The organism is Psychromarinibacter halotolerans (assembly GCF_029168315.1).
GTDB classification, from domain to species: domain Bacteria; phylum Pseudomonadota; class Alphaproteobacteria; order Rhodobacterales; family Rhodobacteraceae; genus Psychromarinibacter; species Psychromarinibacter halotolerans.
The window spans coordinates 352,642-372,669 of record NZ_JARGYD010000002.1; the positions used below are offsets into that span (position 1 = coordinate 352,642).

Annotated in this window: 18 protein-coding genes; 10 read left to right on the forward strand and 8 right to left on the reverse strand. The window is 66.7% G+C overall.

The annotated features are described in order from the left end of the window. The first annotated feature begins 43 nt into the window (after positions 1-43). Both aroC and P1K30_RS06625 read left to right on the forward strand, forming a co-directional pair. Complete coding sequence (aroC, locus tag P1K30_RS06620) at positions 44-1,147, forward strand: chorismate synthase (protein WP_275631903.1); 1,104 nt, start codon at positions 44-46, stop codon at positions 1,145-1,147. Next, positions 1,148-2,092, forward strand: a complete 945-nt coding sequence (locus P1K30_RS06625; protein ID WP_275631904.1) for an AEC family transporter — start codon at positions 1,148-1,150, stop codon at positions 2,090-2,092. On the opposite strand, the gene P1K30_RS06630 is transcribed toward P1K30_RS06625, so the two are convergent. From P1K30_RS06630 to P1K30_RS06640, 3 genes are all read right to left on the reverse strand, one after another. Continuing rightward, a complete protein-coding gene (locus P1K30_RS06630) occupies positions 2,093-4,030 on the reverse strand; it encodes a PBP1A family penicillin-binding protein (RefSeq protein WP_275631905.1) in 1,938 nt (645 codons plus the stop codon). It abuts the gene before it with no gap. Positions 4,031-4,142: 112 nt separating this feature from the next. Further along, on the reverse strand, positions 4,143-5,015 hold the full coding sequence (locus tag P1K30_RS06635; RefSeq protein WP_275631906.1) for a DMT family transporter: 873 nt from the start codon (positions 5,013-5,015) through the stop codon (positions 4,143-4,145). Further along, positions 5,012-5,701: a helix-turn-helix transcriptional regulator gene (locus tag P1K30_RS06640; protein WP_275631907.1), complete on the reverse strand. Its 690-nt coding sequence runs from the start codon at positions 5,699-5,701 to the stop codon at positions 5,012-5,014. Before P1K30_RS06640 ends, P1K30_RS06635 begins: the two co-directional genes overlap by 4 nt. Positions 5,702-5,774: 73 nt before the next feature. Between P1K30_RS06640 and P1K30_RS06645 the strand changes: the two genes are divergently transcribed. The 5 genes from P1K30_RS06645 (at position 5,775) to P1K30_RS06665 (ending at position 11,735) form a co-directional block, all read left to right on the forward strand. Next, positions 5,775-6,395: a glutathione S-transferase family protein gene (locus tag P1K30_RS06645; RefSeq protein ID WP_275631908.1), complete on the forward strand. Its 621-nt coding sequence runs from the start codon at positions 5,775-5,777 to the stop codon at positions 6,393-6,395. Between the two features lie 42 nt (positions 6,396-6,437). Then, a complete protein-coding gene (gene cls, locus P1K30_RS06650) occupies positions 6,438-7,880 on the forward strand; it encodes a cardiolipin synthase (RefSeq protein ID WP_275631909.1) in 1,443 nt (480 codons plus the stop codon). A 136-nt stretch (positions 7,881-8,016) separates the two neighbouring features. Further along, positions 8,017-9,834, forward strand: coding sequence for an adenine deaminase (ade, locus tag P1K30_RS06655; RefSeq protein ID WP_275631910.1), 1,818 nt, complete (start codon positions 8,017-8,019; stop codon positions 9,832-9,834). Between the two features lie 17 nt (positions 9,835-9,851). Further along, positions 9,852-11,312 (forward strand): AMP nucleosidase, encoded by a 1,461-nt coding sequence (locus tag P1K30_RS06660; protein WP_275631911.1) that lies wholly within the window; start codon positions 9,852-9,854, stop codon positions 11,310-11,312. Between the two features lie 135 nt (positions 11,313-11,447). Continuing rightward, positions 11,448-11,735 carry an HU family DNA-binding protein gene (locus P1K30_RS06665; RefSeq protein ID WP_275631912.1) on the forward strand — a complete coding sequence of 96 codons (288 nt, stop codon included), beginning with the start codon at positions 11,448-11,450 and terminating at the stop codon, positions 11,733-11,735. A 91-nt stretch (positions 11,736-11,826) separates the two neighbouring features. Here the strand turns inward: P1K30_RS06665 and P1K30_RS06670 are convergent, their stop codons facing one another. Next, positions 11,827-13,398 (reverse strand): ABC-F family ATP-binding cassette domain-containing protein, encoded by a 1,572-nt coding sequence (locus P1K30_RS06670; protein WP_275631913.1) that lies wholly within the window; start codon positions 13,396-13,398, stop codon positions 11,827-11,829. Between the two features lie 219 nt (positions 13,399-13,617). Here P1K30_RS06670 and P1K30_RS06675 point away from each other — a divergent pair, with 219 nt between their 5' ends. Both P1K30_RS06675 and P1K30_RS06680 read left to right on the forward strand, forming a co-directional pair. Then, positions 13,618-14,370: a class II aldolase and adducin N-terminal domain-containing protein gene (locus P1K30_RS06675; RefSeq protein ID WP_275631914.1), complete on the forward strand. Its 753-nt coding sequence runs from the start codon at positions 13,618-13,620 to the stop codon at positions 14,368-14,370. Continuing rightward, the gene (locus P1K30_RS06680; protein ID WP_275631915.1) at positions 14,367-15,233 is read left to right on the forward strand and encodes an SDR family oxidoreductase; all 867 of its coding nucleotides are present in this window, start codon (positions 14,367-14,369) and stop codon (positions 15,231-15,233) included. The genes P1K30_RS06675 and P1K30_RS06680 overlap by 4 nt, the downstream gene beginning before the upstream one ends. Positions 15,234-15,375: 142 nt before the next feature. Here P1K30_RS06680 and dxs read toward each other — a convergent pair whose 3' ends face one another. From dxs to P1K30_RS06700, 4 genes are read right to left on the reverse strand one after another with little or no spacing between them, the layout of a single operon-like run. Beyond that, positions 15,376-17,304: a 1-deoxy-D-xylulose-5-phosphate synthase gene (dxs, locus tag P1K30_RS06685; RefSeq protein WP_275631916.1), complete on the reverse strand. Its 1,929-nt coding sequence runs from the start codon at positions 17,302-17,304 to the stop codon at positions 15,376-15,378. 28 nt (positions 17,305-17,332) lie between these two features. Beyond that, positions 17,333-18,202 carry a polyprenyl synthetase family protein gene (locus P1K30_RS06690; RefSeq protein WP_338052347.1) on the reverse strand — a complete coding sequence of 290 codons (870 nt, stop codon included), beginning with the start codon at positions 18,200-18,202 and terminating at the stop codon, positions 17,333-17,335. Beyond that, entirely contained in the window at positions 18,199-18,441 is a 243-nt protein-coding gene (locus P1K30_RS06695; RefSeq protein WP_275631917.1) for an exodeoxyribonuclease VII small subunit, read from the reverse strand. The genes P1K30_RS06690 and P1K30_RS06695 overlap by 4 nt, the downstream gene beginning before the upstream one ends. After that, positions 18,438-19,373 carry a histone deacetylase family protein gene (locus P1K30_RS06700; protein ID WP_275631918.1) on the reverse strand — a complete coding sequence of 312 codons (936 nt, stop codon included), beginning with the start codon at positions 19,371-19,373 and terminating at the stop codon, positions 18,438-18,440. Before P1K30_RS06700 ends, P1K30_RS06695 begins: the two co-directional genes overlap by 4 nt. 30 nt (positions 19,374-19,403) lie before the next feature. On the opposite strand from P1K30_RS06700, the gene P1K30_RS06705 reads away from it, so the two are divergent. Continuing rightward, positions 19,404-19,955, forward strand: coding sequence for a hypothetical protein (locus P1K30_RS06705; protein WP_275631919.1), 552 nt, complete (start codon positions 19,404-19,406; stop codon positions 19,953-19,955). Positions 19,956-20,028: the final 73 nt, after the last annotated feature.

Below are 20,028 nucleotides of genomic sequence, written 5' to 3' on the forward strand. Positions count from 1 at the left end.
CCTTCGTACCGCGTCTAAACCGCGCTAACGCGGAGGGACGCACATGAGCTTCAACACGTTCGGACACCTGTTCCGGGTCACCACATGGGGTGAAAGCCACGGCCCCGCGCTGGGCGCGACGGTCGACGGCTGCCCGCCCGGCGTCCCGCTCGAGGCGTCGATGCTGCAGCACTGGCTCGACAGGCGCAAACCCGGCCAGAACAAGTACACCACCCAGCGGCGCGAGGCCGACGAGGTGGAAATCCTGTCCGGCGTGTTCGAGGGAAAGACCACCGGCACCCCGATCCAGCTGATGATCCGCAACACGGACCAGCGGTCGAAGGACTACGGCGACATCGCGCAGAAATTCCGCCCCGGCCACGCCGACATCTCCTATTGGCAGAAATACGGGATTCGCGACTATCGTGGCGGCGGCCGGTCCTCTGCCCGCGAAACCGCCGCCCGTGTCGCTGCGGGCGGTGTCGCGCGCGAGGCGATCCGCGCCCTGCTGCCGGGGGCCGAGATCCGCGGCTACATGACCCGCATGGGCACCCATGAAATCGACCGCGCGAAGTTCGACGCCGCCGAGATCGACAACAACCCCTTCTGGGTGCCCGACGCCACCGCGGCCGAGACATGGGCAGGCTACCTTGACGCGCTGCGCAAGTCGGGCAGTTCGGTCGGCGCGGTGATCGAGGTGTCCGCCACCGGCTTTCCCGCGGGGCTGGGCGCGCCGGTCTATGGCAAGCTGGACACCGAACTTGCCGCCGCGATGATGTCGATCAACGCGGTGAAGGGCGTCGAGATCGGCGAAGGCATGGCCGCCGCCGAACTGACGGGCGAGGCGAACGCCGACGAGATCTACATGGGCAACGACGGCCAGCCCCGGTTCAGCTCGAACCACGCGGGCGGCATTCTTGGCGGCATTTCGACCGGACAAGAGATCGTCGTGCGCTTCGCGGTGAAGCCGACCAGTTCGATCCTGACCACCCGCAAGACCATCGACCTTGACGGCAACGAGACCGAGATCATCACCAAGGGCCGCCACGACCCCTGCGTCGGCATCCGCGCCGTCCCGGTGGGCGAGGCGATGATGGCCTGCGTTCTGCTTGACCATATCCTTCTGGATCGCGGCCAGACCGGCGGCGTCCGTGGTCCCATTGGCTGAATGCTGAACGTCCTCGGGATCACCTTTCCGATCTTCGCGGTGATTGCCGTCGGCTACGCGACCACCGCGCGCGGGCTGTTCAAGCCCGGCGACATGCGGGTGCTGGGCGCTTACGTCCTGAACATCGCGATGCCCGCGCTGATGTTCTCGGCCGTTGCCACGCGCGACCTGTCTCAGATCATCGTCCCCGGCTACCTTGGCGCCTACGCGCTGGCGACGCTGACGACGATGGCCATCGGCTATGTCGTGACGGCGGCCCTTGGCGGTAGCTTCGGCGGCGGACCTGCGCGGCGGGCGCTGGGATCGCTGGGGATGGCGATGCCGAACTCGGCCTTCGTCGGCTATCCCGTGCTGTTGCTGTCCTTCCCGGACATCGCGGGCTCGATCCTTGCGATGAATTTTCTGGTCGAGAACTTTCTTGCGCTGCCCGTGGCGCTGGCGGTGGCGGAACTGTCACGCCCGACCGAGGGGAAAAGTATCTTTCGCATCCTTGGCGGCATCCTGTGGCAGGTTCTGACCCGGCCCTTCATCGTGGCGTTGTTGCTGGGGCTGCTGGTGTCGGTGTCCGGCATCCCGCTGCCCGAACCGGTGACCCGGGGCCTGTCGCTTGTGGCCGGATCGGCGGCCGCCGTCGCGCTGGTGGTGATCGGCGGAACCCTGTTCGGACTGCCGATGCAGGGCAACAAGGGGCTGGCCGGTCTGGTCGCGGCGGGCAAGCTGCTGCTGCATCCGGCCATCGCCGCGCTTGTGGTGCTACTTTTGCCGCTGGGTCTGGGTCCCGATCTGGGAACTGCGCTGATCCTGACCTGTGCGATGCCGATGGTCGCGATCTACGCCATCCTTGCGCAGCCGTTCGGACACGACGGTATGGCGTCAATCGCACTGCTGCTGGCGACGACCGCATCCTTCGTGACGATCACCGCGCTGCTGGCCATCCTTCTTTAATCACTGCTCGCACAGCTGGCGGGGGCGGTTGCCGTAGGGCTGGAACGTGCAATCCGACGCGCGGAAAGACCGATACGCCTGACTGCAGGCTTGTACGTTGCAGGTCCCGCCAATCGTCTCTGATATGCTGTTCAGGGACAGTTCTTCGGTCGCGGGGGCGCCGGTCAGGAATTTGGCCCAGATCTGCGCCGGCAGCCCGCCGCCGGTGACACCCTCCATCGGAGAGTTGTCGTCGTTGCCGACCCAGACACCAACGGTATAGCGGTCGTCCCACCCGACAAACAGCGCGTCGCGGGATTCCTGGCTGGTGCCAGTCTTGCCGACCGCGCCCGGCACGCCCGCCACCGCGCGGCCGGTTCCCGAGGTGACGACATCCCGCAGCAGCCGCGTCATCTCGGGCGCGTGGGCCAACAGTCTGCGGGCTTCGTCGGTGCTTTCGGGCTGGGGATGGGCGATGTCCTGTTCGGTGCCGTCCGGCAGGGTCATCGAGGTCAGCCCCCAAGCCTCGACCGGGCCTTCGCCTTCCGCAATCGCGGCGTAGGCTTCGGTCAGGTCCAGAAGCGTAACGCCAGACGCGCCCAGCGCCAGCGAAGGCGTTTCCATCAGCTCTGCCTCGATCCCCAACGCGCGGGCGGCCTGCGCGGGTTTTTCGAACCCGATATAGTGCGCAAGCGTGACCGTGGCGGCGTTCAGCGATCGCACAAAGGACTGCCGCATCGTGACGATGCCGCTGAAACCGCCGCCGTAGTTCTCGGGGCGGTATCCATCCAGATTGATCGGCTGGTCGGTGATGGTGCGGTCCGGCGTGACCCCTTCGGCCAGCGCGGCAAGGTAGACGAAGGTCTTGAAGGTCGACCCCGGCTGACGCACGGCGCTGACGGCCCGGTTGAACTGACTTTCGGAATAGTCCCGTCCGCCGACCATCGCGGCGACGCTGCCATCGGGCCGCAGCGCAACCAGTGCCGCCTGCATCGGGCGATCGCCAAGCACATCGGCGATGGCAGCCTCGGCCTGAATCTGCAGCTCCGGGTCCAGCGTGGTGTGCACCGTCGCGGCGCGTCCTCCGGCGTGTTCCTCCGCCTCGTCCGCGACCCAGTCCGCGAACCATCCGCCATAGGCCGGGGCGCTGCGGCTGAATTCCCGCGTCTCGATCTCGGTCCGGGCGGCGTCGGCATCCTCTTCGCTGATGTCGCCCACCCACTGCATGTTCTCGATGGCCTGCAACGCCCGTGGCCGCAGACGGTCGGTGTCGCCATAGGGGTTCACCACCGACGGGATCTGGATCGACGCCGCCAAAAGCGCGCTTTCGGCCAGCGACAGGTCCTGCACCGGTTTGCCGAAATACACCCGCGACGCGGCCCCAACGCCCTGCGCGCCGCTTCCCAGGTACACCCGGTTCAGATAGCGTTCTAGGATCTCGTCCTTGGAATAACGCGCCTCGATCTCACGCGCCAAAAGCGCCTCGTGGATCTTGCGGGTATAGGTGCGTTCCGGCGTCAGATAGCTGATCTTGACCAACTGCTGGGTGATGGTGCTGCCGCCTTCGACGATGCCACCCGCCCGCATGTTAGAGACGAAAGCCCGCCCGATCGACCGCAGGTCCAGCCCGCCGTGGTCGCGGAACCGGACATCTTCCAGCGAGATCACGGCCTGCGTGAGGGTTTCGGGAAGCTCGGCATAGGGCACGTACTCCGAGGTGGTGCCACCCGCCATCACAAGCGCGGCGCCGTCCTGCGTCTGCATGAACGGAGAGGCCTGTGCCTCCATCTCGTCGAGATCGGGCAGTTTCGTCAGCCACAGCAGGCCCGCGCCGCTTCCGGCTGCGCCAACCATAAGCACAAGGGCGAACAAGCCCACCCACAGCTTCCAGCGGCGTCGCGGTCGTTTCCTGTCTGAATCGAGTTTCGTCCGGTCGGCCAGCGTGCCTTGATCGCCCATCGCGCGCGGTCTCCTTTGGAGCGTGAACGTGCGAACAGCGCTCGGGGTTCCGCCCCGGCATGTAAAATCGGCCACTTGTGCTGCATCGACCGGGTCCGCATCGCGGCAGGCGTCAGGCCGTGCGCCGCCGCGACACCTGTACCGCCCAGATCCCCAGCATCACCACCGCGACCCCCAGAAGGTCCAGAACGCCCGGCCGTTCGCCCAACAGCAGCGCCGCGATGGTCACGCCGAAGAACGGCGACAGGAAATGGAACGTCGCCGCGCGCACCGCCCCGATCCGGTTGACCAGCCAGAACCAGACGAAAGTCGCCGCCAGCCCCGGCACCAGCGCGGTATACCAGAAGGCCAGCACCATCTTCAGCGACCACGTCACCTGCCAGTCCTCCAGGATCACCGCCCCCACCGCCAGCCCCGCGCTGCCCACCAGCATCTGAAGGCCGACGATCATTATCACGTTCCCGCCCGAGATCGCGCCGCGCACGGCCATCGTCGCTACGGTCAGCGACAGGACCCCAAGGACCGCCAGACCGACGCCGACAAGGTCCACCCCGCCGGACAGGCGGGCGCCCATGATGATCGCCACTCCAAGAATGCCCGTCACCAGCCCAGCCAGCCCCAGCGCCGAAATCCGTTCGCCGAACACCAGCAGCCCGCCCAGCGCGACCAGCAGCGGCATGGTCGAGGCGATGATCGCGGCCAGCGATGCCTCGATCGTCTGAACCGCGGTGAAGGTCAGGCCAAGGTAAAGCGCGTTCTGGCAGATCCCCAGCACCACGGTCGCACGCCATTGCGACCGCGACAGCCGCATGGTCTGGCCCAGCCATGCGCCGATCCCCACGCCGATCAGTCCCGAACACAGGAACCTTAGCGCCAGCGCGGTCAGCGGCGGCGCGTCGGCCACGATGATCCGCGCCGAGCTGAAGGCCGACCCCCACATCGCCGCGAAGGCCACGCCCATCACGATGCTCCGAAGGTCCGTCATGACTGCGATTCCGCCCCCATCTGCGCAAGATAGTCCCTAAGTAGGGATGCGCGGCGCGGCCTAAAGCTGTGCCCGGTCACCGATGCCTGCGTGATCCGGTGCACGACGAACTTGCGAAACTCCTGCCGCAAACAGCACCACGCAAGGATCATCTGGGCATGGTCGACGAACACGGTCGCAAGCGGCCAGATCCGCCGCCCTGTCTCGTTGCCCGCGCCGTCGACATAGGTGATGTCGACCGCAAGTTCGTCCCATGACGCGCGGCGCAGCAGGTCAAGGTGCCTTGGCGCGCGGGTGGTCTCCCAGCGGCGGACCATCGACACCGCATGCGCCGCCTGCTGCGCGACACGGTCCGGCAAACGGGCGACGATCTTGTCCATCGCGGCGGCGGCTGCATCGGCCAGTGCCGGATCGGCCTTGGCCTGCACCTCGGCCAATCCCAGCACCAGCGCCTCGACCTCTAGCCGGTCGAACATCTGCGGCGGCAGCGCCGGGTCCTCGGTCAGGCGATATCCATAGCCCGCCTCGCCGTCGATCAGCGCGCCCGCCGCGCGCAACGCGTCGATGTCGCGATACAGGGTGCGTTCCGACACGCCCGTTTCCGCCGCAAGCCGCATGGCCGTCACCGGCGGCGGCAACCGTCGCAGAAGGTCCAGCAGGCGAAACAGACGGTCGGTTCTGGGCATTGCTCTGCTGACGGATTCTGACAGGATGGCTGGACCATAATACGTTCAGCACAAGCCGCCAAGGAGACCCGGAATGCTGACACTGTACCACGCCCCCCGCAGCCGCTCGACCCGCATCGTCGCCCTGATCGAGGATCTCGGCGCACAGGACAAGGTCACCATCGACCCGGTTTCGGTGCCCCGTCAGGACGGCAGCGGCAGCCGCGACGCCCGCAATCCGCATCCCGAAGGGAAGGTGCCCCTGCTGGTTCACGGCGACGCGGTGATCTGGGAATCGACCGCCATCGCCCTGTACCTGACCGAACTGTTCCCCGACGCCGGGTTGGGCCGACCCATTGGCGCGCCCGACCGGGGCGTGCTGCTGTCGTGGCTGGCGTGGTACGGCGACGTCTTGGAACCCGTTATCGTGATGGAATTCGCCGAGATCCGTCATCCCGTGGTCCAATCGACCTTCCGCGGCATGGCCGAGGTAACCGACCGCCTGTCGCACGCCCTGAAGGATCGGCCCTACCTGTTGGGCGACGATTACTCTGTAGCGGACGCAATCTGTTCATCGGCCTTCCAGTTCGCGGCGGGCTTCACCCCGGACGTTCCGCATATCCAAGACTGGGTGGCCCGTTGCGGCGATCGGCCTGCGCTGAAGAACGCCATCGCCTTCGACACCCGCCTGATCGAGACCGCCGGCGCGCATTGACCTTGGCCCGACCGGCGGCGACAGTGCGGCCATGGGGGAAAAATGCCCGTGATCTCATTGCCCTATTGGCTGGTTGTCCTGCACGTTCTGGTGCAGGCCGGGTTCATCGTGCGCGCGCTTCTACGGCCCCATCGCGGGCCGTCGTCGCGGCTGGCGTGGGTGCTTGTGATCCTGACCGCACCGGTGGTCGGGATCGTCGCCTATCTGCTGTTCGGAGAGACAAATATCGGCACCGACCGCGCGGAACGCTACCGCGAGACGGCGGGCAAGGCGGACCGGCTGTTCGACCCCGCGCCGGACTCCGCCTTCGAACACGTTACGCCACGCCACAGGCACATCTTCCGCGCTGGCGAGTCGATCAGCGGCCATGCCCCCGTGACCGGCAACACGGGCCGGTTGCTGGGAGAGGGCAGCGCCCCGACCGAGGCGATGATCGCCGACATCGACGCGGCGACGGATCATGTCCACCTGTTGTTCTACATCTGGCTTGGCGACTCTGCCGGCACCCGCGTGGCCGAGGCGGCGATGCGCGCGGCCCGGCGCGGGGTCACCGTGCGCGCGATGGCCGACGATCTTGGTTCGCGCCGTATCATCCGGTCGCCGCTTTGGGCCGAGATGGAAAAGGCCGGTGTCCGGCTGGCCCGCGCGCTGCCGCTGGACAACCTGCTTCTGCACACGCTGAAAGGCCGGGTGGACCTGCGCAATCACCGCAAGATCGTAGTGATCGACAACCACATCACCTATTGCGGCAGCCAGAACTGCGCCGATCCCGAATTTCGGGTGAAACAGAAGTTCGCGCCTTGGGTCGACCTGATGGTGCGGTTCGAAGGGCCGGTCGCACGGCAGAACCAATGGTTGTTCGTGCAGGACTGGATGGCCCATGTCGACGAGGATCTGCACCCGCTGCTGTCCGTCGATCCCGAGCCTTTTGACGGGCCCGTCGTGGCACAGGTCAACGGCAGCGGCCCCACCGTGCGCGACAGCGCCATGCCCGAGATGTTCGAGACCCTGCTGCACGCCGCGCGGCGCGACTTGACCCTGACCACCCCGTATTACGTCCCGACGGAATCCATGCAGGCCGCGTTGTGTGCAGCCGCGCATCGGGGCGTCCGCACCCGCATGATCGTGCCAGAGCGCAACGACTCGTGGATCGTGGCCGCCGCCAGCCACAGCTATTACCCGGAACTTCTTTCCGCCGGGGTCCAGATCTTCGAGTACGCGCCGGGACTGCTGCACGCCAAGTCGCTGACGCTGGACGGCGAGATCGCGATGATCGGCTCGGCCAACCTCGACCGGCGGAGCTTTGAACTGAACTACGAGAACAACATCCTGCTGCAGGACCACGCGCTGACGGCCGAGCTTGTGGCCCGGCAGGAAAGCTACATCGCCCAGTCCACAGAGATCACGGCGTCAGACGTTGCCGCTTGGACGCTGCCGCGCCGGCTATGGAACAACACCGTCGCCATGATGGGCCCCATTCTCTGATCCGCGCATCAGAGACGAAGATGGCGTGCCAAGGTGCGCCGAACCGCGGTCGCTTATCGCAGGTATTGCGCTGGCCGGGACCCGCCGACAGCGCGTCAGGGGTTGCGCAACACCGCGATCTGACGATGATCGGCACATGAAAGTATCAGATTCCCAAACCCACATTAAGACCTGGGCCGAGGCCGCACCAAGACTGGTTGCCGTCGCCGCCGGTCGCGAGCCTGCCGACCGCGTGATCCGCGGTGGCCGGATCGTCAATGTCCACACCCGCGAGATTATCGACGGCTGGCAGGTCGCCATCGCCGATGGCCGGTTCGCCTATGTCGGTCCCGACGCCTCTCACTGCATCGGCGATACGACCGACGTGATCGAGGCAGAGGGCCGCTATCTTGTCCCCGGCCTGTGCGACGCGCACATGCACATCGAAAGCGGGATGCTGACCCCCGCCGAGTTCGCCCGCGCGGTGACCCCGCACGGCACGACGACGATGTTCACCGACCCGCACGAGATCGCCAACGTCATGGGGCTGGAAGGTGTCCGGCTGATGCATGACGAGGCGCTGCTTCAGCCGGTCAACATCTATACCCAGATGCCGTCCTGCGCCCCATCCGCACCGGGGCTCGAGACCACCGGCTACGAGATCGGGCCAGAAGACGTCGCAGAGGCGATGACATGGCCCGGCATCATCGGGCTGGGCGAGATGATGAACTATCCCGGCGTCGTCGCCGGCGACCCGCAGATGCTGGCCGAGATCGCCGAGACCCAGAAAGCCGGCAAGACCGTGGGCGGGCACTATGCCTCGCCCGATCTTGCGAACTTTCACGCCTATGCCGCAGGCGGCCCCGCCGACGACCACGAAGGCACGCAAGAGGCCGACGCGATCATGCGCGTCCGGCAGGGCATGGGCGCGATGATGCGGCTGGGCTCGGCGTGGTACGACGTAAAGGCGCAGATCACCGCCGTAACCGAAAAGGGGCTGGACCCGCGCGGGTTCATCCTGTGCACCGACGACTGCCATTCCGGCACGTTGGTCCACGACGGCCACATGAACCGCGTAGTGCGCCACGCCATCGAGTGTGGGTGCGATCCGCTCATCGCGATCCAGATGGCGACGATCAACACCGCTACGCATTTCGGGCTTCAGCGGGAACTAGGCTCGATCGCGCCGGGACGCCGCGCCGACCTGATCCTGACCCCCGATCTGACGACGCTGCCGATTGACGCGGTGTACGCTCGCGGCGAACTTGTGGCGCAGGACGGCAAGGTCACGGTCGACTTCCCGCACGGGGACTGGCCATCGCATGCCAGGACCTCGGTCAACATGGGGGCCGACAAGGTGGCGTCCGACTTCATCGTCGCCGCCCCCGACGGCGCGAACCGTGTGAAGGCGAAAGTCATCGGCGTGGTCGAAAACCAGGCCCCGACCAAGGCGCTGACCGCCGAGTTGCAGGTCACCGACGGCACGGTCGAGGGCGATCCGGATCAGGATGTCTGCCAGATCGCGCTGGTCGAACGGCACCGCGCCACCGGCAAGGTGGTGAACGGGTTCGTTTCGGGCTTTGGCTATACCGGCGACATGGCGATCGCGTCGACCGTCGCGCATGACAGCCACCACATGATCGTGGTCGGCACCTCGCGCGAGAACATGGCGCAGGCGGCGAACCGGCTGGCAGAGGTCGGCGGCGGTGTCACCGTCTGGAAGGACGGACAGGAACTCGCGCTGGTCGAACTGCCCATCGCCGGGCTGATGTCCGACAGCCCCGCCGAGGATGTCGCCCGCACCGCGCAGGCGATGGTCGAGGCGATGTCCGCCTGCGGCTGCACCCTGAACAACGCGTACATGCAGCATTCGCTATTGGCGCTGGTTGTCATCCCCGAGTTGCGCATTTCCGATATGGGGCTGGTCGACGTAACCACCTTCACCACCACAGACGTTTTCGAGGCCACCACGTGACGATTTCCCACCGACAGATGCCCGTTCAGACCCCCGACCTTTCCGGCCCCGAACGCTTTGACGACGCGGTCGCCGCCGTGGACCGGCTGACCGAGCTTTACCAAGCCTCGGTCCTGTTCCTGCGCGACAAGTTCTCGGCCACCATCGGCGGCGGAATGCCCGAAAGCCGGTTCCGCGCCTATTACCCCGAGGTCCGGTTTACGACCTCTAGCTATGCCCAGATCGACAGCCGCCTGTCCTTCGGCCATGTCGCGGAACCCGGCACCTATGTCACCACGATCACCCGGCCCGATCTGTTCCGGAATTACCTGATCCAGCAGATCGGCCTTCTGATCGAGAACCACGGCCTGCCAGTCGCCGTCGGCCCTTCGGCCACGCCGATCCCGGTGCACTTCGCGATGGACGGGGCGTCCGGCGTGACGGTGCCGCAGGACGGGGTGATGGATTTCAGCCTGCGCGATGTGTTCGACGTGCCGGATCTTGGCACCACCAACGACGACATCGTCAACGGCTATGGCTTTCCCTATGACGGCGCCGCCCCGCTGGCGCCGTTCACCGCCCAGCGTATCGACTATTCGCTGGCACGGCTGGCGCACTATACCGCGACGGACCCCGAGCATTTCCAGAACCACGTTCTGTTCACGAACTACCAGTTCTACATCGAAGAGTTCGAAACGGTTGCGCGCCGGATGCTGGACGACCCCGACAGCGGCTACACCTCGTTCGTCGGCCCCGGCAACCAAGAGATCACGGCAGGCGATCAGCCGCTGGAGGTTCCGGCCAAGCTGCCGCAGATGCCGACCTATCACCTGAAACGCGAAGGCAGCGCGGGCATCACGTTGGTCAACATCGGCGTCGGCCCGTCCAACGCCAAGACCGCGACCGACCACATCGCGGTGCTGCGCCCGCATGCGTGGCTGATGGTCGGGCACTGCGCCGGTCTGCGGAATTCGCAGCGGCTGGGCGACTTTGTGCTGGCCCACGCCTATCTGCGCGAAGACCACGTTCTGGACGACGATCTGCCGGTCTGGACCCCGATCCCGCCGCTGGCGGAAATCCAGACCTCGCTAGAGCAGGCGGTCGAGGACGTGACAAAGCTGGAAGGCTACGAGTTGAAGCGCATCATGCGCACCGGCACCGTCGCCACCATCGACAACCGCAACTGGGAACTGCGCGACCAGTCGGGCCCGGTGCAGCGGCTGTCGCAATCCCGCGCGGTGGCGCTGGACATGGAAAGCGCGACCATCGCCGCGAACGGTTTCCGGTTCCGCGTTCCCTATGGCACCCTGCTGTGCGTGTCGGACAAACCCCTGCACGGAGAGCTGAAGCTGCCCGGCATGGCGACCGATTTCTACCGCACTCAGGTGGCGTCTCACCTGCTGATCGGCATCCGCGCGATGGAGCTGATACGCGAAATGCCGCTGGAACGGATCCACTCCAGAAAGCTGCGAAGCTTCGAAGAGACCGCCTTCCTTTAGGAAAACCGGCAAAAAAGTACCACAAAATGCAGGAAAACATGGGGGAAGCGCGCACAAAAGGTTGTGCGCCTCCCATATATTCCGATAAATTCTGCCGAGAACCCGCTAGGACGGGGAAGTTTGAGGAGACCATACATGGCCAAACCTATGACCAAGACCCAGCTCGTCGCCGCCCTCGCGGAAGAGATGGACACCGACAAGAAATCGGCGACCGCTGCTCTGGACGCGATCACCTCGGTGATCACCAAAGAAGTCGCCGCTGGCGGCGCAGTGACCCTGCCGGGCGTCGGCAAGATCTATTGCCGCGAGCGCCCCGAGCGCATGGTCCGCAACCCGGCCACCGGCGAGCAGATCAAGAAGGAAGCCGACAAGGTGGTCAAGATGACCATCGCGAAGGCCCTGAAGGACAGCGTCAACGGCTGATCCCGGCCGCAGGCAGGGCCGCTTCGCCGGCCCTCTCGCGCCACATATGAAACGCCCGCCACCGCGGGCGTTTTTCTTTTTTGGGGGGACGCTAGCCCAACCGCAGCTCTCGCGTGATCCCCACGTTGTCCAAAAACGGACGGTCGTGGCTGACCACCAGCAGCGCGCCGTCATACCCGCGCACCACGGACTCCAAGGCCTCGATCGCGTCCAGGTCCAGATGGTTCGTCGGCTCGTCCAGGATCAACAGCTCTGGCGGCTTGCCGCCCAACGCGCAGGCCAGACCCGCGCGCAGCATCTGGCCACCGCTCAGCCGACCGGCCGGAACAAGGGCGGCATCGCCCCGGAACAGGAACCGGGCCAGCACGGCGCGCGCCGCGTTCACGTCGTCGCCGGGATTGCGCGCGCGGTAGTTGTCCAGCACCGACATCCCGGGATCCAGCACGCCAAGCGACTGGTCCAGCAACGCGAAAGGCACGTGAACCGCCGCCGTCCCCGACATCGCGGGCAACTCGCCGGTCAGAACCTTGAGAAGCGTGCTTTTGCCAACCCCGTTCGGCCCGGTCAGTGCAATGCGTTCGGGCCCGACGACGGCCAGTGACAGGGCGCGCACCACCGGGGCACCATAGCCTGCGTGCAGATCGGTCACGGTCAGCACCTGTCGCCCGGCGGGCAGGCCACTGGACGGCAAGTCCATCTTCGCCTGTTCCAGAACCTCGATCCGGGACCGCGCCTTGTCCAGAGACTCCTCGGCGTCTGTAAGGCGCGCTTCTGCCAGCCGGGCGCTTGCACCGCCCGAGGCTTCACTGCGCTCTTTCGCCTTGTCCATCAGCATCTTGCCTTGGCTGCCGCTGGCCCGCAGCCGCCGCCCGGCGCTGTCGGTGCGCGCTTTCCGCTCGGCCCGCGCCTGCGCCGCGCGGCGCACCTCGTCACGCTGGCGTTCTGCCGTCGCCATATCATGCGCGGCGGCGGCCAGTTCCAGGTCCTTTTGCGCGCGGTACAGATCGTACCCGCCGCCATACCGCGTCGCCCCAAGCGTGGTCAGCTCGACGATGGCATCCACCGCACGCAGCACGTCGCGGTCGTGGCTGACCACCACCGCCGCGCCGCGCCAGCCCGCAAGCAGGTCCAGCACCGCCGCACGACCGTCCCGGTCAAGGTTGTTGGTCGGCTCGTCCAGCAGCAGGATGTCCGGGGCGTCGAAGATCAAGGCCGCCAAACCGGCGCGCGTCCGCTGTCCGCCCGACAGCGATGCCAGCGGCGTCGCGGCATCGGCATCCAGCCCGACCTGCCCCAACGCGGCGGCGATCCGGTCTTCCAGCGTCCAGTCGGCGATGGACAGATCCTCGACCGTTGCTGTCCCTTCTTCTGCCCGCGCCAGCACCACCAGCGCGTCGGACACGCCGAACAGGTCGGCCACGGTTTCACCGGGCGTTGGCCGCACCTCTTGCCGCAGGACACCGATGCGCCCGGTCACGGACACGGTGCCAGCGGACGGCGGCGTCTGTGCCGCGATCAGGCGCAGCAGCGTGCTTTTCCCCACACCGTTCCGACCGACCAGCCCGGTGCGTTCCGGGCCAAGCGTCAGTGTCAGGCCGTTGAAAAGGGAATGTCCGTCAGGCGTGGACCACGAAAGATTGGAAAGAGTGATGGAATTCGGCATGGAGTTTCTCCGCAAGGCAGTTCGGCTGGGCGACGGCGGTGCGGTAGTTGTCCATGTCGTGCATACTCCATTGGGTGCCCCAGCGGCACGACGCTGACCTAAACAACCGGCTGGACCGTTTCAACCCCGCAGTTCCCGCCCAAAGGACCGCCCGACGGCGTGCCCTTTCGCCTTGCGGCCTCTGCCGGTAGGTTCGCGCCGAATAGGAAAGGAAACCCAATGGACACCGCCCGCATCCCGAACATCGACCACTGGACAGAGCGTTGCGATCTGGCCGCCGCCTTTCGCTGGACCGCACGGCTGAATATGCACGAGGGCGTCGCGAACCACTTCTCGCTGGCCGTGAACGACGATGGCACGCAATTCCTGATGAACCCCAACCAGAAGCATTTCAGCCGCGTCCGCGCGTCGGACATGCTGATGATCGACGCCAACAACCCCGAGACGCTGAAAGGGCCGGACGCGCCCGATCCCACCGCGTGGGGGCTGCACGGCGCGATCCACCGCCACTGCCCGCATGCGCGGTGCGCGATGCACGTCCACTCGATCCACGCGACGGTGCTGGCGATCCTGAAGGATTCGATCCTGCCGCCGGTGGACCAGAACGCCGCGATGTTCTTCGACCGGCAGGTCGTCGATACCGAGTATGGCGGGCTGGCCTTCGAGGAAGAGGGCGAGCGGTGCGCGCAACTGTTCGCGGACCCGAAGAAATCGGTGATGATCATGGGCAACCACGGCATCATGGTGATCGGCCAGACCGTCGCCGAGACGTTCACCCGGCTGTATTACTTCGAGCGCGCGGCGGAGACCTATGTGCGGGCGCTTCAGACCGGCAAGGAACTGCGGGTTCTGTCCGACGAGATCGCGGCCAAGACCGCCGACGAGATCGAACAATACCCCGAGCAGAACGAACGGCACCTGTCGGAACTGCGCGCGGTTCTGGACGAAGAAGGGTCGAACTACGCGACATGACCGGCACGCTTCTGTCCATCGGCCACGGCTATTCCGCCCGCGCGCTGGCCCGCCTGCTGATCCCGCAGGGCTGGACCGTCATCGGAACCACCCGGTCGGCCGACAAGGCCGCCGGGCCGGACGAGGTGACCGAAACGCTGGTCTGGCCGGACGCGGATCTTGCCCCGGCGTTCGACCGCGCCACGCACCTGCTGATGTCGGCCGCGCCCGGTGAGGATGGCGACCCCCTGCTGGCCGCGCACCGTGACCTTGTGGCGGATGCCGCGCCGCGTCTTCAGTGGGCGGGCTACCTGTCGACCACCGGCGTCTACGGCGACCACGACGGCGGCTGGGTGGACGAGGACACGCCGCTGACCCCGTCGACCCGGCGCGGGCGGATGCGGGTGGAGGCGGAAACGGCGTGGCGCGCGCTGGCCGCCGATACCGGGTTGCCGCTGCACATATTCCGGCTCGCGGGGATCTACGGGCCCGGGCGCGGGCCGTTCGCCAAGGTGCGGGCAGGCACGGCGCGGCGGATCATCAAGAAGGGTCAGGTGTTCAGCCGCATTCACGTCGAGGACATCGCGCAGGTGCTTGCCGCGTCCATCGCGCAGCCGAACCCCGGCGCGGCCTATAACCTGTGCGACGACGACCCGGCGCCGCCCGAGGACGTGATCGGCCACGCTGCCAAGTTGCTGGGTCTGCCGCTGCCGCCTGCCGAGGATTTCGAAACAGCCGAAATGACACCGATGGCCCGCAGCTTTTACGCGGAATCGAAGCGCGTGCGGAACGACCGGATCAAGGACGAGTTGGGCGTCGCCCTGAAGTACCCGGATTACCGGGCCGGTCTTGCGGATCTGCTGCGTCTCGAAGAGGCCGATTAGGGACGTCTTTACAGAGAAGATAGGGCAGCGACCGACCCGAGGGTGGCGCAATAGCGCCGCCCTGGGGGGCGGGTCGGCGCTGCCCGGCGTTGCCGCCGGGCGGTACGGATTTCATGGGTTGGTACTTTGGTGACGAAAGCCCTCAGGCCCGCTTCGTATCCAACTGCGCGACGCCCATCACTTCTAGCACCTTCGCCTCGATGTCCGACGCGTTCATCTTCGCCTCGGCGTACATCGCGGCGGGGCTTGCCTGATCGATGAACGTGTCGGGCAGCACCATCGAACGATAGGCCAGCCCACGGTCGAACACGCCTTCCTCGGCCAGAAGCTGCGCGACGTGGCTGCCGAAGCCACCGACGGCGCCTTCCTCGATCGTGATCAGCGCCGAATGATCCTCGGCCAGCTTCAGGATCAGATCGCGGTCAAGCGGTTTGGCGAAGCGGGCGTCGGCCACGGTGGGCGTGATGCCACGCGCGGCCAGAGCGTCGGCGGCGTCCTGTACTTCCTTCAGCCGCGTGCCGAAGGACAGGATGGCGACGCCCTTGCCCTCGCGGACGATACGGCCTTTGCCGATCTCCAGCACCTCGCCGCGCTCCGGCATCTCGACGCCCACGCCTTCGCCACGAGGGAAGCGGAAGGCGATCGGCCCGTCGTCATGCGCGACGGCGGTGGCGACCATGTGCTTCAGCTCTGCCTCGTCGGCGGCGGCCATCACCACGAAGCCCGGCAGGTTCGCAAGGAAGGCGATGTCGAAAGATCCCGCGTGCGTCGCGCCGTCGGCGCCGACCAGCCCCGCCCGGTCGATGGCGAAGCGCACCGGCAGCCGCTGGATCGCGACGTCGTGCACCACCTGATCGTACCCGCGCTGCAGGAAGGTCGAGTACATCGCGCAGAACGGTTTCATCCCGCCGGCGGCCAGCGCCGCCGAGAAGGTGACACCATGTTGTTCCGCAATACCGACGTCGAAACAGCGGCGCGGGAAGCGTTCGGCGAACAGGTTCAGCCCGGTGCCGTCCGGCATCGCGGCGGTCACGGCGCAGACCTTGGAGTCGCGCTCTGCCTCGTCCATCAGCGCCTGCGCAAAGACCTTGGTGTAGGACGGCGCGTTCGACACGGCCTTCTTCTGCTTGCCGGTCACCATGTCGAAGGTCGACACGCCATGCCCCTTGTCGGCGGCATCCTCGGCGGGGGCATAGCCCTTGCCCTTCTTGGTGATGACGTGGATCAGGACCGGCCCGGTGGACCGCGCCTTGACCGTCCGCAGCACCGGCAGCAACTGGTCAAGGTCATGGCCGTCGATCGGCCCGATGTAGCTGAAGCCCAGTTCCTCGAACAGGGTACCGCCCACGGCCATGCCCTTCAGCATCTCTTTCGCGCGGCGCGCGCCTTCCTGGAACGGTTCGGGCAGGAAGCCCACCGCGCCCTTGGCGACGGCCTTCAGCTCCTGGAACGGCCCTTCGGTATACAGGCGCGTCAGATAGGACGACATGGCACCCACCGGGGGCGCGATGCTCATTTCGTTGTCGTTCAGGATCACGAACAGCCGCTTGCCCAGATGGCCCGCATTGTTCATCGCCTCATAGGCCATGCCCGCGCTCATCGCGCCGTCGCCGATCACCGCGATGGCGTCGCCCAGCGACGGCTCGGGCGCGCCGCCCAGATCGCGCGCGACGGCAAAGCCCAGCGCGGCGGAAATCGAGGTGGAAGAATGCGCGGCGCCGAAGGGGTCGTAGGGGGATTCCGACCGTTTGGTGAAGCCCGACAGGCCGTCCTTCTGGCGCAGCGTGCGGATGCGGTCGCGACGCCCGGTCAGGATCTTGTGCGGATAGCACTGGTGCGACACGTCCCAGATCAGCCGGTCGCGCGGCGTGTCGAACACCGAATGGATCGCGACGGTCAGTTCCACCACGCCCAGACCCGCGCCAAGATGCCCGCCGGTCTCGGACACGGCCGAGATCGTTTCCTGCCGCAACTCGTCGGCGACGCGGTGCAGCTCGGCATCGCTAAGCGCCTTCAGGTCCGAAGGCAGGTGCACGCGGTCCAGCGTCGGGGTCTCGGGTCGGTTCGACATCAGTCACTGGCCCTCCGGGGCCACTCGCCTAGTTCTGGCGGGCGATAACGAAACGGGCCGCCTGCCGCAAGTTCTCTGCCGCCGCACCGTAGGGTTCAAGCGCGGCCTCGCCGTCTTCGATCAACGCCTTCGCGCGGGCTTTCGCCCCCTCGAGCCCCAGAAGCGAGACGAACGTGGCCTTCCCGGCGTCCGCATCCTTGCCGACGCGCTTGCCGGTGGCGGCGGCATCTCCCTCGACATCCAAGATGTCGTCCGCGATCTGGAAAGCAAGGCCGATGGCGCGCGCATAGCGTCGCAGCGGCGCGGGGTCGGCCTGCCCTAGGATGGCGCCCGCCTCGCACGACCATTCGATCAGCGCACCGGTCTTGTTGCCCTGCAACTCGATGATCTGGTCCAGCGTCAGCGGGGTCTCGGCAGTCTCGGCGGCGATGTCCTGCGCCTGTCCCAGCACCATGCCACGCGCCCCGGCGGCCCGCGCCAGCGTACCGGTCAGCGAGATGCGCACGTCCGCCCCGCCCAGCGCGTCGCGGGCCAGCAGTTCGAACGCCAGCGATTGCAGCGCGTCCCCCACCAGCACGGCGGTCGCCTCGTCCCACTTGACGTGAACGGTCGGCTGGCCGCGCCGCAGGTCGTCGTCGTCCATGCAGGGCAGGTCATCGTGAACAAGGCTGTAGGCGTGCAGCGCCTCGATCGCGGCGGCGGCGTGGACCGATTGCGCATCGGGGATGCCGAACAGCGAGGCGGTTTCCATCACAAGAAAACCGCGCAGGCCCTTTCCGCCGCCGACCGTGTAGCGCATTCCATGCACGACGGGCAGATCCGCCCAGCCGTCCATCACAGTGCCGAGACAGGCGTTCACCTGCCGCGCGCACTCTTTCAGCCTGTCGTCAAAGCTCATTGCGGGTCGAACGGAGCCGTCCCCTTCGGCGCGCCGGTCTCGTCGAGTGTGATGGCCGCGACCTTCTCCTCGGCGTCCTTCAGCTTTTCTTCGCACCGCTTCTTCAGCGCCGCGCCGCGTTCGTACAGCGCGATGGATTTCTCAAGCTCGACGTCGCCGGATTCCAGCTGGCCGACCACGCCTTCCAATTCGCGCATGGCTTCTTCGAAACTCATCTCGGAAACGGGCTTGTCGGTCACTGCGAAAACTCCATCAGGCCATCCACATGCGCCGCCACCCCGGCGGCCAGCGCCTGAAGATCATATCCCCCTTCCAAAGTCGAGACCACGCGCCCCCCGCATACCTCTGCCGCGACGGTGCAGATGGCCTGCGTGACCCACGCGAAATCGTCAGTGTTCCATTCCAGCTGCGCCAGCGGGTCGGCGGCATCGGCATCGAACCCGGCCGAGATGATGATCAGTTCGGGCGCGAAATCGCGGACGGCGGGCAAGATGATGTCGCCCCATGCGCGGCGCATCTCGGCCCCGCCGGTTCCCGGCGCCAGCGGCACGTTCATCACGTTGCCGGACGCCCCGGTCTCGGACGCATCGCCGGTGCCGGGGTACAGGGGCACCTGATGGCTGGACGCGAAGAACGCGCGCGGTTCCGCCCACAGCAGATCCTGCGTGCCATTGCCGTGGTGCACGTCGAAATCCAGCACCGCGACCCGGGTCAGCGCGTGGTGATCCAGCGCCCGCTTTGCCCCGATGGCCGCGTTGCCGAACAGGCAAAAGCCCATCGACCGCGCGGTTTCGGCGTGGTGGCCGGGCGGGCGCATGGCGACGAAGGCATTGCCGGCCTCGCCCGCCAGCACCGCGTCGACGGCGGCGCAAATGCCGCCCACGCCGCGCAATGCAGGCTCTAAAGAGCCCGCAGAGACATGCGTATCCGGGTCCAGCGACCGGAGGCCCTTGGCTGGTATCGCCGCCTCGATCCCCGCGATGTAGTCCTCGGGATGACAGCGCAGGATCTCGGCCCGGTCGCCCACGGGCGCATCGCGCCGATCCAGCGCATCGAACCGGGCGGCCGACAGGGCCTCTGTCACGGCCTCGTACCGCGCGACGCGTTCGGGGTGTCCCGGCGGCGTGACGTGATCAAGGGATGACGCGTGCGTGAAAAGCGCGGTAACCATGCTGTGCCCCCAAGCGAAAGTGGTCCCCCGATGAAAACCAGAATTGCCGCCGTCCTTCTAGCCCTTGCCTGCGCAGCCCCCGCCGATGCGCAGAACGTGGTCGACGGCGCCTTGTCCGACCTGAACGGCGACGGGCTGAGGGAACGTTTCACGCTGCTGCACTATCCCGGCGCCGACACCGCCGACCTGATCATCGAGGATACCGGAACCGGGCGCATCACGGCGCATGATTTCGTGCAGTCCCCGGACGTGCCGGGGCGCATCGCGTCGGTCGATGTGGCGCCGAACGGGTCGATCCGCGTGCATTCGTTGAACGAAAGCATCGGCCGCGGGCGGTGGCGGCAGACGCTGACCATCGCGTTCCGCGACGGGGCCTATCGCGTCGCGGGGCTGACCTATGAATATTACGACACGCTGGACCTTGCGGCCTTCGGGGGCTGCGACCTGAACTTTCTGAACGGCAAGGGCTTTGCATGGCACGGGACCCGCGCCCGCACCGCAGTGACCCACGACTACGCCGCGGTGCCCATGGTCGATTGGTCCGACAGCACGCCGCTTCCTGCGGTCTGCATCGCGCCCTAACGGGCGTGCCGCCCAAATTCTGTGCACCCGCACCGCGACGCATCCCCGTGACAACGCGTTGATAATCCCCGCG